General features: G+C 62.2%; 14 protein-coding genes. 5 read left to right on the plus strand and 9 right to left on the minus strand.

What is annotated here, in order from left to right:
* Nucleotides 1–115: 115 nt before the first annotated feature.
* Nucleotides 116–1,000 (minus strand): VOC family protein, encoded by an 885-nt coding sequence (locus DFO46_RS13495; protein ID WP_120277649.1) that lies wholly within the window; start codon nucleotides 998–1,000, stop codon nucleotides 116–118.
* Between the two features lie 220 nt (nucleotides 1,001–1,220).
* On the opposite strand from DFO46_RS13495, the gene DFO46_RS13500 reads away from it, so the two are divergent.
* Nucleotides 1,221–1,631, plus strand: a complete 411-nt coding sequence (locus DFO46_RS13500; RefSeq protein ID WP_110789706.1) for a universal stress protein — start codon at nucleotides 1,221–1,223, stop codon at nucleotides 1,629–1,631.
* Nucleotides 1,632–1,663: 32 nt separating this feature from the next.
* Nucleotides 1,664–1,984, plus strand: a complete 321-nt coding sequence (locus DFO46_RS13505) for a TraR/DksA C4-type zinc finger protein (RefSeq protein ID WP_110789707.1) — start codon at nucleotides 1,664–1,666, stop codon at nucleotides 1,982–1,984.
* An 89-nt stretch (nucleotides 1,985–2,073) separates the two neighbouring features.
* On the opposite strand, the gene DFO46_RS13510 is transcribed toward DFO46_RS13505, so the two are convergent.
* Both DFO46_RS13510 and DFO46_RS13515 read right to left on the minus strand, forming a co-directional pair.
* Complete coding sequence (locus DFO46_RS13510) at nucleotides 2,074–4,392, minus strand: Tex family protein (RefSeq protein WP_120277650.1); 2,319 nt, start codon at nucleotides 4,390–4,392, stop codon at nucleotides 2,074–2,076.
* A gap of 89 nt (nucleotides 4,393–4,481) precedes the next feature.
* On the minus strand, nucleotides 4,482–4,892 hold the full coding sequence (locus DFO46_RS13515) for a hypothetical protein (RefSeq protein WP_110789709.1): 411 nt from the start codon (nucleotides 4,890–4,892) through the stop codon (nucleotides 4,482–4,484).
* A gap of 144 nt (nucleotides 4,893–5,036) precedes the next feature.
* On the opposite strand from DFO46_RS13515, the gene purD reads away from it, so the two are divergent.
* From purD to DFO46_RS13530, 3 genes are all read left to right on the plus strand, one after another.
* Nucleotides 5,037–6,308 carry a phosphoribosylamine--glycine ligase gene (gene purD, locus DFO46_RS13520; protein WP_120277652.1) on the plus strand — a complete coding sequence of 424 codons (1,272 nt, stop codon included), beginning with the start codon at nucleotides 5,037–5,039 and terminating at the stop codon, nucleotides 6,306–6,308.
* Between the two features lie 115 nt (nucleotides 6,309–6,423).
* Nucleotides 6,424–6,876, plus strand: coding sequence for a plant virulence effector HPE1-like domain-containing protein (locus tag DFO46_RS13525; RefSeq protein WP_120277653.1), 453 nt, complete (start codon nucleotides 6,424–6,426; stop codon nucleotides 6,874–6,876).
* Between the two features lie 270 nt (nucleotides 6,877–7,146).
* Nucleotides 7,147–8,967, plus strand: coding sequence for a methyl-accepting chemotaxis protein (locus DFO46_RS13530; RefSeq protein ID WP_110789712.1), 1,821 nt, complete (start codon nucleotides 7,147–7,149; stop codon nucleotides 8,965–8,967).
* Nucleotides 8,968–9,025: 58 nt separating this feature from the next.
* On the opposite strand, the gene DFO46_RS13535 is transcribed toward DFO46_RS13530, so the two are convergent.
* From DFO46_RS13535 to DFO46_RS13560, 6 genes are all read right to left on the minus strand, one after another.
* Nucleotides 9,026–9,529 carry a DUF523 domain-containing protein gene (locus tag DFO46_RS13535; protein ID WP_120277654.1) on the minus strand — a complete coding sequence of 168 codons (504 nt, stop codon included), beginning with the start codon at nucleotides 9,527–9,529 and terminating at the stop codon, nucleotides 9,026–9,028.
* Nucleotides 9,526–9,825 (minus strand): type II toxin-antitoxin system RelE/ParE family toxin, encoded by a 300-nt coding sequence (locus tag DFO46_RS13540; RefSeq protein ID WP_120277655.1) that lies wholly within the window; start codon nucleotides 9,823–9,825, stop codon nucleotides 9,526–9,528. The genes DFO46_RS13535 and DFO46_RS13540 overlap by 4 nt, the downstream gene beginning before the upstream one ends.
* Complete coding sequence (locus tag DFO46_RS13545; protein WP_120277656.1) at nucleotides 9,822–10,067, minus strand: type II toxin-antitoxin system ParD family antitoxin; 246 nt, start codon at nucleotides 10,065–10,067, stop codon at nucleotides 9,822–9,824. Before DFO46_RS13545 ends, DFO46_RS13540 begins: the two co-directional genes overlap by 4 nt.
* A 104-nt stretch (nucleotides 10,068–10,171) precedes the next feature.
* Nucleotides 10,172–12,529 carry a glycine--tRNA ligase subunit beta gene (gene glyS / locus DFO46_RS13550; protein WP_120277657.1) on the minus strand — a complete coding sequence of 786 codons (2,358 nt, stop codon included), beginning with the start codon at nucleotides 12,527–12,529 and terminating at the stop codon, nucleotides 10,172–10,174.
* 96 nt (nucleotides 12,530–12,625) lie between these two features.
* Nucleotides 12,626–12,931: a HigA family addiction module antitoxin gene (locus DFO46_RS13555; protein WP_120277658.1), complete on the minus strand. Its 306-nt coding sequence runs from the start codon at nucleotides 12,929–12,931 to the stop codon at nucleotides 12,626–12,628.
* A 14-nt stretch (nucleotides 12,932–12,945) separates the two neighbouring features.
* A complete protein-coding gene (locus DFO46_RS13560) occupies nucleotides 12,946–13,227 on the minus strand; it encodes a type II toxin-antitoxin system RelE/ParE family toxin (RefSeq protein WP_120277659.1) in 282 nt (93 codons plus the stop codon).
* Nucleotides 13,228–13,243 lie beyond the last annotated feature (16 nt).

The raw sequence follows: 13,243 nt of genomic DNA on the forward strand, positions 1-13,243 counted from the left end.
CGGACGCAAAACCGCTTCGCACTTTGCCGAAATTGCTCTCGCACAACGCCGATGGAACAGTTTCCGTTCCGAAAGCGCTTGGCCGCCCGGCGCGGGTGGCGCCAGACCAGATGGATCAGGCGTTGCCGGGCACGAGGGTGATGCCGATGCCCCAGGGATCGAGCAGGCGGTAGCCTTCGTCCAAACGGTCGACCCTAATCTCCTGGGCATCCAGCGTGGCGAGAATGCCCGCCAGCATCTGCTGGTCGTTGAAAACGAGGGCGTAGTCGTTCAGCCCGGTCATGGCGCCGGTGCGGGCGGTCGCATTGCGGCTGTTCCAGACATTGGCGGCGATGTGGTGGTGATAGGCACCGGAGGCGAAGAAGCTGGCGCCCGGATAACTCGCCATCTTCTTCAGGCCGAGAATGCCTTCGTAGAAACGATCCGCCTCTGGCACATTGCCGACCTGGAGATGGATGTGGCCTATCGCGGCATTGGGTGCCAGGCCGGCCCAAGCGGTTTTCGGCGCCGCCTCATAAAGTGCCTGCAGGTCGAGCCGATTCGTTGCCATTTCCACCGTCCCATCCGCATGGTAGCGCCATTCGTCCGGGCTGCGGTCCCGATAGACTTCGATGCCATTGCCTTCGGGGTCGGTGAGATAGATCGCTTCGCTGACCAGATGGTCGCTCGCGCCATCGAATTGCACACCAAGATGGGCGGCATGGGCCAGCCAATGGGCCAGTTCCTCGCGGTTCGGCATCAGGAAGGCATTGTGAAAGAGACCGGCGGCATTGCGCGGTGCGCGGGCGGCATCACCCCTTGTGGTGAGCGTCAGGAGCGGCTTGCCGCCGGCGCCAAGCACGACACCACTGGCGCTGTCTTCCAGCCGCTCAAGACCCAGGACCTGCTGATAATAGCGGGTGAGCAGATCGAGATCGGCGGCAACGAGATGGGCCTGGCCGACATGCACGGGGCGGCTGAGGGCGAAGCTTTCGGCATTGGATTCGATGGCGGCGTTCATGGCAAATCTCCTGACGGCAGTGGTCTGCCTTTCCAGCAATATGGATCAGGGATTTCGTTCACAGTAGATGCCGTTTCGTCGAAAGCTCGTTCGACAATTGTTGACGACAAGCCGGCGTATCCACCTTTGATCCTGATCAATGCACCCGATGCATGGCGGCCGCATGATCTCCCCATAACGAGGAAACACCCCTCCGGGGGGCAAAAACATGGAGAGCCAGATGTACAAGAAGATCGTCGTACCCGTCGATCCCGCCGCGCTCGACAAAGGGGAGAAGATCCTGGCCAAGGCCAGTTCGCTGCTGGATGCCGGCGGCGAAATCATTCTGCTCAGTGTCGTCGAGGACCTTCCCGGCTATCTCGCCATCGACGTGCCGGTGGACATCATCGAGGGTGCAATCCAGGACGCCAAGGGCAAGTTGGTCGGGCTGAAGGAAAAGGCGGCGGTCACGGCACGGGTGGAAATCCGCTCCGGTGCGCCTGCCCGCGAAATCCTCGCCTCGGCCGAGGAGCATGGCGCCGATCTCGTCATCGTCGGTTCGCACGTGCCCGACCTCTCCAACTATTTCATCGGCGCCACTGCGGATCGCGTGGTGCGTCACTCGAAGATTTCGGTTCTGGTCGATCGTTGAGGGAGGATGTCATGGAACAACCGGTACAGGCGATGGACACGGCCCATTTCGAACGCATCCTGACGGCCCGAAAGGCTGAAATCGAAAACCGCCTGGCGAAGATCGATACGGATCTTGGTCGTCTCAAAAGCGCTGATAGCGCGGAGCGGGCCGTCGAACGCGAAAACGACGAGGTGCTGGAGGAATTCGGTCAGGTGGGCGAAGGCGAGCTGCGCGGCATCGACGCCGCGCTCGACCGGATCCATGCCGGAACCTTCGGAACCTGCGTCAAATGCGGCGAGCCGATTGCCATCGAGCGGCTGAACGCGGTGCCGCACACACCCTTCTGCCAGGCCTGCGCGGCGGCGCATTGAAGCCTTTGCCTACGAGGGGCAATGGGACGGGTCGGAGCGCAGGCGCCGGCCCGTCTTTTTTCGTGAGGCCTTAAGCGACCGAGCTGCGCTCACTTCTTGCGCATGGCTTCGGCCAATGCCGCGCCGAGGCCGCCCATGGCGGGCTGTTCCGGCTTTGGCGGACGGGCGTTCGAATGTTTCATCGCGCTCGCATTTCCACGTGCATCGCCGCGCATGGAGGGCTGCTGCGCCTCACCGCCATCCTTGCGCATGGTGAGCGCGATGCGCTTGCGCTTGACGTCGACCTCGACGACGCGAACCTTCACGACATCGCCGGCTTTCACCACCTCATGCGGATCCTTGACGAAACGATCGGCGAGCTGGGAGACGTGGACGAGGCCATCCTGGTGCACGCCGATATCGACGAAGGCGCCGAAGGCGGCGACATTGGTCACGGTCCCTTCCAGCGTCATGCCGATCTTGAGGTCGGTGATCTCGTCAACACCTTCGGCAAAGGTCGCCGTCTTGAAGGACGGGCGCGGGTCGCGGCCGGGCTTTTCCAGCTCCGACAGAATGTCCTTGACCGTCGGCAGGCCGAATTGCTCGTCGATGAAGCGCTTCGGATCGAGGCTTTTCAGCGTCGCACTGTCGCCCATCAGGGAGCGCAGGTCGCGGCCACAGGCGGCGACGATCTTCTTCGCCACGCCGTAAGCTTCCGGGTGCACCGAGGAGGCGTCGAGCGGCTCCTTGCCGTTGGGGATGCGCAGGAAGCCGGCGCATTGTTCAAAGGTGCGGGCACCGAGGCGCGGAACTTTCAGCAAGTCCTTGCGGCTGCCGAAGGGACCGGTTTCGTCGCGATGGGCGACGATCGCTTCCGCCGTCGTCTTGCCGAGGCCGGAGACGCGGGCGAGCAGCGGGGCAGAGGCCGTGTTCACATCGACGCCGACGGCATTCACCGCGTCCTCGACGACGGCATCCAGCGAGCGTCCGAGACGGCCCTGATCGACGTCATGCTGATACTGGCCAACGCCGATCGACTTCGGCTCGATCTTGACGAGTTCGGCGAGAGGATCCTGCAGACGCCGCGCAATCGAGACGGCACCGCGCAAGGAGACGTCGAGATTGGGGAATTCCTTGGCGGCGGTTTCAGACGCCGAATAGACGGAGGCGCCTGCTTCAGACACGATGACCTTGGTCGGCTTCGGTGCGGTCGACGGGAACTGGGCGAGCATGTCGGCCACCAGCTTTTCCGTCTCACGGCTGCCGGTGCCATTGCCGATAGAGATCAGCTCGACATTGTGCTTGCGGATCAGCGAGGCGAGTTCGGCCTGGGTGCCACGGATGTCGTTCTTCGGCGGGAAGGGATAGACGGTCGTCGTTTCCACCACCTTGCCGGTGCCATCGACCACCGCAACCTTGACGCCGGTGCGGATGCCCGGGTCGAGGCCCATCGTCGGACGGGAACCGGCGGGGGCTGCGAGCAGCAGGTCCTTGAGGTTGCGGGCGAAGACATGGATGGCTTCTTCCTCGGCCCGCTCGCGCAGTTCGCGCATCAGGTCGAGCGAGAGCGACACGGAGAGCTTGACGCGCCAGGTCCAGCCGGCGACCTCCAACAGCCACTGGTCGGCGGGGCCCTTGGCCGCGACCTGATAGGCTGACGCGATCATGCGCTGGCTGGTCTTGACCGGGGCCGTGTCGTCGCGGTCGACTTCGATGGAGAGCGACAGGAACTCCTCGTTCCAGCCGCGCAGCATGGCGAGTGCGCGGTGGCCGGGGACAGTTGCCCAGCGTTCGAAATGGTCGAAATAGTCGGCAAATTTGGCGCCGGCCTCGGCCTTGCCGTCGACGAGCTTCGAATAGAGGATCGCGCGATCCTTCATGTCGTTGCGCAGGCGGCCGATGAGATCGGCATTTTCGGAGATCTGCTCGGCGATGATGTCACGCGCGCCTTCGAGCGCTGCCTTCACGTCGAGGACTTCCTCGGTGATGTAGGCTGCAGCCAGCTTCTGCGGATCGCTGGTGCGGTCAGCAAGGATGGCGTCGGCCAGCGGCTGAAGCCCCTTTTCGCGAGCGATCTCGGCGCGGGTGCGGCGCTTCGGCTTGTAGGGCAGATAGAGGTCTTCGAGCTCGGCCTTCGTCGTGACCTGGGCTATCTTGCGGGCGAGATCGTCGGTCATCTTGCCCTGACCGTCGATGCTTTCGAAGATCGACTTGCGGCGGGCGGCAAGCTCACGCAGATAAATCAGCCGTTCGGCGAGATTGCGCAGCTGCGTATCGTCGAGGCCGCCGGTCACTTCCTTGCGGTAGCGGGCGATGAAGGGGACGGTCGCGCCTTCATCGAGGAGACCGACGGCCGATATGACCTGGTCGGGCCTTGCATTGATCTCGGTGGCGATAAGGGCGGCAATGCTCTTGATGTCGTCGGCCATGGGTCATCCGTCTTGTCGTTTGGACGCGGACCATAGCGGGCGATTGCGGCAAGGCAACGTTTACCGAGGGCGACTCACAGGAAAGCAGCCTAGCTCGCATTCGGAGCAATGCCGACAGCCCGAAAACGCCCAGTGCTTTCTTGAAGTGCGACGAGCCGCATGATCAGGTTTTTCTGCGGGTAGCATCCGACAATTTTCCGGGGGCGGCTGCTCACATCCTTGGCTACGGTAATGACAACACGGAAGAGACCATCACAGTTGTCTCGCGCGATCTTCAGATGTGCAAGCCGCTCCTTATTGCTGTGAGAGGACTGCCAAGTCTCCGGCGGCCAGTCGAGGGTGTCATAAATCGGTGGATCCGATGAACGATCAAGGCGATCTTCCCATATCGTGAGTACAACGGTCTTTCCGTCGGCACTTACCGCAGACCAACTCCATCGCGGATTCTTCCTGACGACGCCAAATTCCGCAAACGCCTCCGTCAAAGTCCATTTCTTCATCTTGCCCTCCAAGAGAACACGCGATGGGCGCATGATGACATCATACAACCATATAAACCGCAGCGTAAGAGGCCTCTGCACCTTGACCTTTCTCCCCTTCCCCCTTAACCGCCGGGCATTCCCTTGTGGCACTGGAGGCTGGTGATGAAGGTTTTGTTGATCGGGTCGGGTGGACGCGAACATGCGCTGGCCTGGAAGATCGCCCAGTCGCCTGATCTCACCAAGCTCTATGCAGCCCCCGGCAATCCAGGCATTGCGGAGGAAGCGGAACTCGTCTCGCTCGATACAGACGATCATTCGGCCGTGATTGCCTTCTGCAAGCACAAGGACATCGACTTCGTCGTGGTCGGCCCGGAAGCGCCGCTGGTGGCCGGCATCGCCGACAAGCTGCGCGAGGCCGGCATTGCCGTCTTCGGGCCGTCGGCGGCGGCCGCCCAGCTTGAAGGCTCCAAGGGCTTCACCAAGGATGTCTGCGCCCGGTTCAACATTCCGACCGGTGCCTATCAGCGCTTCAACAATGCGCCGAAGGCCAAAGCCTATGTGCGTGAACAGGGCGCGCCGATTGTCATCAAGGCCGATGGCCTTGCCGCCGGCAAGGGCGTCACGGTCGCGATGACACTGGACGAGGCGCTGGCTGCGATCGATGACTGCTTCGAGGGTGCGTTTGGCGCGGCCGGTGCGGAAGTCGTGGTCGAGGCTTTCCTTGATGGCGAAGAAGCGAGCTTCTTCTGCCTTTCCGACGGCAAATCGCTTCTGCCGCTTGCGACGGCGCAGGATCACAAGCGCGTCGGCGACGGCGATACAGGGCCGAACACCGGCGGCATGGGCGCCTATTCGCCGGCACCTGTCATGACCCCCGATATGGTCGAGCGGACGATGAAGGAGATCATCGAGCCGACCATGCGCGGCATGGCCGAGATGGGCCATCCCTTCCAGGGCGTGTTCTTCGCCGGGCTGATGATCACGGCCAAGGGGCCGGAACTGATCGAATACAATGTCCGCTTCGGCGATCCGGAATGCCAGGTGCTGATGATGCGGCTGAAGAGCGATCTCCTGGCCATCCTCTACGCCTCTGCCACCGGCACGCTGGATCAGGTGACGGCGGAGTGGAGCGAGGACCCGGCATTGACCGTGGTGCTGGCCTCCAAGGGGTATCCCGGCGCCTATGACAAGGCGACGCCGATCGCTGCCCTGCCGAATGCAGGCGATGGCGCAAAGGTCTTTCATGCGGGCACGGCGCTGAAGGACGGGCAGCTGGTCGCGACCGGTGGGCGCGTGCTGAACGCGACGGCGCGCGGGGCGACCGTCGTGGAAGCGCAGGCCGAAGCCTACCGCCTCGTCGATGCGGTGCATTGGGAGAATGGCTTTTGCCGACGTGACATCGGCTGGCGGGCGATTGCGCGCGAAAAGCGCTAAAAATCAGGGCATCTCGGGCGAAAACCCGCCTTTTCGTTCAAATTTTACCAAAGCTCCTGACCGGATCGAAAGAAAGCTGCGCTACCGTCTTCCCAACAATCGGGGATAAGACATCATGCGCCGCTTCGTTCTGACATCCATGATCCTTGCTGCATCCGCCGCTCAATCGCCGGCCTTTGCTTCCTCCATCGATTTCGCCAGCAAATTTACGGCTGACGGATCGAGCGTGGTGCAGATGACCTGCGCGCACTGCCCGCCTCTGGGTCCGCAGATATCAAAAAGACAGTATGTCGTTCCAAACGTCGCGCCAGGGGCCCAGTCCGCCGAGATCGTGGACGTGGACGGCCAGAAGAAGCTGAAGCGCGTCGAAAGCTGGCTGGGCGGCTCGCCCGTCGTGTTCATGACCTCGGCCGAGGGCTGGGCCACCAAGGGTTCGACCATCGTCGCCAGTGCACCTGTATCCGACGGGGTCGATCTGGACGCCACGACGGCCGCCGTTGCCCAGGTGTCCGTTCCGGCCGGCCCCGCGCCGATCAACCAGGCCAGCTTCGAGCTTCGGTTGAAGTGATCCCCTTCCCGCAGCGCCTTACGATCCGGGCTCTGCGGCACATCGTGGTGACACACGGATGTAGCGCCCGGCCCAGTCCCGGGCGTTATGTCGTTTACCCTCATTTTTCACGGGTAACTTATCAAGGCCGAATATTCGCAGCTACTTAAAGCGATATCAACTTTTGGAACAGAGGTTAGGGCGGAGATATTCCGACGGCCATGATGGCTGATGCGCTCTCCATTCCCGCCATCACCCGACCAGTTCGGTTCGACGAAAGCTTGTCCGGCCATGAAAAATTTCCGCATCTCCCTCCAACTTTTCGTGCTGATTGGCGGTCTGATGGCGGCCTTCGCCACCGCCACCTATTTCGAAGTGCGCTCGGCGACGGCAACCATCTATCAACAGCGCTACGAACTGCTGCGGACCCAGGTGGAATCGGCCCTGTCGATCCTCAAGGATTTCAACGATCGTGCCGTCGCAGGCGAATTTTCGGTCGATGAAGCGAAGACGCGGGCCTATGCGCTGCTCAACAAGATGAAGTTCGAGCCGGACGGCTATTTCTTCGGCTATGACTATGACGTGGTCATGGTCTTCCACCCGACCTCGAAGGATGTGGGCAAGAGCAACAAGGGCAAGCCGGATGCAAACGGCTTTGCCTATCGCGACGAGCTGGTGCGCCTCGGCCAGACCGGCGGCGGTTTCGTCGAGTTCATCGGCCCGAAGCCGGGCAAGGATCCGGAAGACCGCAGCTACCCCAAGGCTTCCTACGGCAAGGCCTTCGAGCCCTGGAAGATCGTGATCATCACCGGTCTCTACACCGACGACCTGAAGGCTGAAGTCCGCGCCGGCATCATCAAGACCGTCAGCCTCTCGGCCGGCATCTTCCTCCTGGCGCTTCTGGCCGCCTATCTGGTGGTGCGCGGCATCACGCGCCCGCTCAATGCCATCCATGATGCGCTGGAAGCGGTTGCCGACGAGAATGTCACCATTGCCATTCCGCATACCGACATGGGCAACGAAGTGGGCATGATGGCCAAGGCGACGCAGAGCCTGCAGGAGAAGATCCGCGAACGCCATGCACTGGCTGCCCGCCAGGAAGAGCAGAAGCGCGAATTGGACAACGAACGCAGCCAGAATGCCGAAGCACAGGTCGCCGAAGCACGCCAACAGGCGCATGTGGTTTCCACCATCGGTCAGTCGCTGGAAAAGCTGGCCGATGGCGACCTGACCGTCCGCTGCGCCGATCTCGGACCGAAATATGCAGCCCTGCGTGACAATTTCAACGATGCGCTGGCCCGTCTCGAAGAAGCCATGGCCCGCGTCAACCTCAAGGGCAACGACATCGCCGTTTCCAAGGAAGAGATCCGCCGCGCCTCCGGCGAGCTTGCCACCCGCACGGAACGCCAGGCCGCCAATCTCGAAGAGACATCCGCCGCGCTCGACGAGCTCACGGTTGCCGTGCGCCAGACGGCCGACGGTGCACGTGAGGCGGCAAACCGCGTGGGTTCGGTCAGCGCCGAAGCCCGCCAGAGCGACGAGATCGTGACCCGCGCCATCAATGCGATGAGCGGTATCGAGCAGTCGTCGGCAGAGATCACCAAGATCATCGGCGTGATCGACGAAATCGCCTTCCAGACGAACCTTCTGGCGCTGAACGCGGGCGTCGAAGCGGCGCGTGCCGGCGAAAGCGGCAAGGGCTTTGCCGTCGTCGCCCAGGAAGTGCGCGAACTCGCCCAGCGATCGGCAGCGGCCGCCAAGGAAATCAAGGACCAGATCGCCCGTTCGTCTGCCCAGGTCGAACAAGGCGTGCAGCTGGTCGGTCAGACGGGCGAGGCGCTGAAGCGTATCTCGGACCAGATCGCCAGCGCCAACGACATCGTGTCGAAAATCTCGCACAGCGCCCAGGAACAGGACACGACGCTGCGTTCTATCTCTTCCGCGGTCAACCAGCTGGATACGGCAACTCAGCAGAATGCCGCCATGGCGGAGGAAACCACGGCTTCGGCCGAGGTTCTCGCCAATGATACCGGCGACCTCCTGAACCTGATCCGCAGCTTCAAAACCAGCCAGGCCGGAGCCGGCCAGCAGGCCTATCGCATGGCAAGCTGAGCCAGATCTCGGACGACAAAACGTAAGGCCGTCGGAGCGATCCGGCGGCCTTTTCATTTCAGCCTGTCTGGTCGATGTGGGCCGAAAGCCGATCAAGCTCGCGATCGGAGAAGACCTCGATGCCTGCCTGACGCATCAGGGCTGCCGTGACACCGAAGCCCGGATGGCGGCTCCCGGAAAACGAACCGTCATAGATGAAACCGGAACCGCAGGAGGGGCTGCCGTCGATGAGGAGCGCCACCTTGCAGCCCTGCTCCTGCGCAAAAGCCACCGCCCTCTTGCCGCCTTCGATGAATTCCCCCGTCACGTCGCCGCCTGTGACCTCCAGCACGCGGGCACGGCCGGCCAGCACATCGTCGCCGTTCATGCCGCTCTCGATCTCGGCGGGCGGACGCGGCGTCGGCAGGCCACCAGCCTGTTCGGGACAGTAGCCGACGAGGCGACCTTCGGATTTCCAGCGCTCGATGAGCGGATCATGCAGCGGCTTGCCCTTGCCGTCGTAACGGACGGGACGACCAAGCAGGCAGGCGCTGATGAAGATTTTAGCAGGCATGGAAGTCATTCGTCCAATTTACCCGCATGGTCGGCTCGCTCGTGAATAATACGGACGACCTCGATGCCATTGTCTTCCGTCCTGCGATAGAAGATCAGGTGATGGTTGACGCGGAGACGCCGGTAGCCAGCTGCGATCAAGAACGCTTTCTGACCCAGTTCCGGTGTCTGAACCAGACGCTCGAAGGCGTCGAAGAGGTCGTCAATGTATCGATCTGCCCGCGCTGCGGACCGTGAACGGCAGGTGTAGTCCCAGATCGCGTCCATGTCCTCTTCCGCAATAGGACGCAGACGGTAACCGCTCATCGCATGTATTTCTCGCGCATGCGGGCCTTGAACTCCTCGCGATCCAGCGGTACCGCCGGCCCGCTGTTCTCACCCTCGATCAGCGCATTGCGCAGCCACTCGATCCTGGCCTGCTCTTCCTTCAGAAGCTTGAGCCCCGCCTCGACCACTTCTTCGGCCGAGTTGAACTGGCCACTTTCGAGCTGGGCGTCGATGAAGCGGTCATAGGGCTCGGCAATTGTCACCTGGACTGGCTTGTTCATGCTGGCGGCTCCGGGTCTCTTCGTGTCCACGATAACACACGAAACCAAGGTCGGAAAACGGGCGGTGAAAACGAAAAACCCCGCCGAAGCGGGGTCTCACATCATCAGCCCGTGATCTTGGAGAAGTCCGCGACCGTGCCGGTCGCTTCGCGGATCGCCTTCAGGAGCGCCAGGCGGTTGGCGCGGATGGCTGCGTCCTCGTCGTTGACCAGGACGGCCTCGAAGAATGTGTCGACCGGGCCGCGCAGGGTCGAGAGCGCCTGCATGGCTGAGCGGAAGTCTTCGGATGCCACGGCCTCGGCTGCCGATTTCGAGGCCGACTGGATGGCGGCGAAGAGGGACTTTTCGGCGTCGAGCTTCAGCAGCGCTTCCGAGACGCCATCGGCGACGACGGTGCCCTTCTTTTCTTCGGCAGCCAAAAGCTGCGTGGCGCGCTTCGTGCCGGCCAAGAGGTTCAGGCCGTCTTCCGAGGTAATGAAGGCGGTGAGCGCCTCGGCCTTGCGGGCGACCATCAGGAGATCGTCGGCATCAGGCGTCAGCACGGCATCGATGATGTCGTGGCGGGCGCCCTGGTCGCGCAGGTAGACTTTCAGGCGGTCGTGGAAGAAGGAGAGGAGGTCGGCCGTACGAGCCAATTCCCAATCCTGCGGAGCTACTTCATTCGCTCCACCAGACATAAGCGCAGCAGTGGTCTGAGATAGATTGACCAGCTTGCTGAGTTGTCCATCACCAGAGAGCTCACCCATTTGACGCATCGGCGCGATCATACCAGCGTCAATCTTGCTAGCCTGAGCTTCTAGAAGTTGCGCCATTATCATCCGCCCAGAGCGAATAAGCGCGGCGGAGAACGGAAGCCTGATACCCTTCTCCAAAATCATCCGCACAACACCCAGCGCTGCACGGCGCAGCGCATAAGGGTCCTTCGAACCCGTCGGTTTTTCATCAATCGCCCAGAAACCGACGAGCGTATCCAGCTTGTCGGCAAGTGCGACCGTCAGCCCCACCCTGTCTTCCGGCAGACGGTCCGAGGGGCCGTTCGGCTTCCAGTGGTCCTCGATCGCGGCGGCGACGGAGGCGTTCTCACCCTGCAGGAGCGCATATTTGCGGCCCATCGCGCCCTGGAGTTCCGGGAATTCGCCGACGGCTTCGGTGCGCAGGTCGGCCTTGGCCAGCACCACGGCGCGATCGACGTCGGCGGCATCGGCCCCCACAATCGGAGCCAGCTCTTTGGCCAGTGCGCGGATGCGCGCGACGCGCTCACCCTGCATGCCCAGCTTGGCATGGAAGGTGACGTTGAGCGCGTCGAGCTTGGCCATGCGCTGGTCGAGGGGCTTCTTCAGGTCGAGGTCGAACTTGGCGGCAGAGGCCTTCAGCGTGTCGAGGTCCGGCAGGTCGCCCTGGTCGCGCTTCCAGAAATGCAGCGCATCCGACAGGCGGGCGCGCACGACCTTGCCATTGCCATGCATGATTTCCTTGCCGCCATCGGTGGCCTGGATATTGGAGATCAGGATGAAGTGGTTGGAGAGCTTGTCGGCCTCGCCTTGCGGGCGGACGACGAAGCACTTCTGATTGGTCTTGATCGTCAGGCGGATGATCTCGGCGGGGATCGAGAGGTAATCCTCCTCGAACGTGCCAAGCAGGACCTGGGGCCATTCGACGAGGCCGGAGACTTCTTCCAGCAGGCCCTCGTCCTCGACCAGTTCCAGGCCATTGGCGAAGGCGATGTCGCGGGCGTCGTGCAGGATCATGTCCTTGCGACGCTCGGCATCGAGGATGACCTTGGCGCGCTCCAGATTGGTGACGTAATCGTCGAAGCGCTTGACGGTGATGGCATCCGGCGCGTGAAAACGGTGGCCATAGGTGACGTTGGACGCGACGATGCCGTCGATCTCGAAGGGGATGACCTGGACTTCGTCATGCTCGGGGCCGAAGGTGCAGACGATCGACTGCAGCGGGCGCACCCAGCGCAGGCTTTCCATGCCCTTGCCCTCGATGCCGCCATAGCCCGAGCCCTTGGGCATGGAAGCAAAGCCTGATCGCATCGATTTGGGCCAGGGGAAGGCCCTGATGATGCCGGGCATGACATCGGCGATGATCTCTTCCGCCGCACGGCCAGGCTTTTCCATGTAGGCGACGTAGAAATCGCCCTTCTTCGGATCGGTCTTGATGATGGCCTGATCGATGGAGGAGAGGCCGGCGCCGCGCAGGAAGCCGTCGATGGCTCCTTGGGGGGCGGAGACGCTCGGACCCTTCTTCTCTTCCTTGATATCGGCCGACCGTGCGGTAAGGCCACGGATATCCAGCGTCAGGCGCCGCGGCGTCCAGTATTCACGCGCACCCTCATAAGTGAGACCGGCATCCACCAGCGCATCGGTGACCATCTTCTTCAGATCGCCAGCCGCTTTCCGTTGCATGCGGGCGGGGATTTCTTCGGAGCGGAGTTCGAGCAGGAGATCGGGCATCGGGTCTGACTTTTTGAGCTGTTGCAAAGGGCTGCGGCGGACTTAGCAAGCCGCGCGGCAAAAGTCATCCATGGATGCGTGCAAAATGGCGGAGGGTCAGGCGGCGGACAGATCGGCGCGCACTGGAATAGCGGCGAGTTCATCGGCCTTCGCTGCTGCTTCGGTCTTCAGGTCATAGCTGGTCTGAAGGTTCATCCAGAATTGCGGAGACATGTCGAAATAGCGAGCGAGGCGAAGGGCGGTATCGGGCGTCAACGAGGTTTGCTCTGCAACCAGACGCTCGATCCGGGTGCGGGGCACGTTCAACAGGCGCGCAAGGCCACCGGCGCTCAAACCCATGGGCTCCAGAAACTCGTCCCGCAGGATTTCACCGGGATGGACGGGCGGCAGGACGATGGTCATGGCATGTCTCCTTCTCAGTGGTAGTCGACGATCTCGACGTGATCTGCGCCGTTGTCGGACCAGACGAAGCAAATACGCCATTGGTCGTTGATCCGGATCGAATGCTGTCCGTGCCGATCTGCCTTGAGAGGTTCCAACCGATTGCCGGGAGGTCGCATGAGGTCGTTCAGCGACGTGGCATTGTCGATCAGCGTCAGCTTCACGATCGCACGCCTCAACAGATCTGCAGGGAAGCCCTTCGGTGCTTTCCCAGATGCGACGGCCTCCGTCATTGCATTGACATAGGACCGGATCATCAGACGCCTCCGCCAT

Source organism: Rhizobium sp. AG855 (assembly GCF_003610655.1).
Classification (GTDB): domain Bacteria; phylum Pseudomonadota; class Alphaproteobacteria; order Rhizobiales; family Rhizobiaceae; genus Allorhizobium; species Allorhizobium wuzhouense.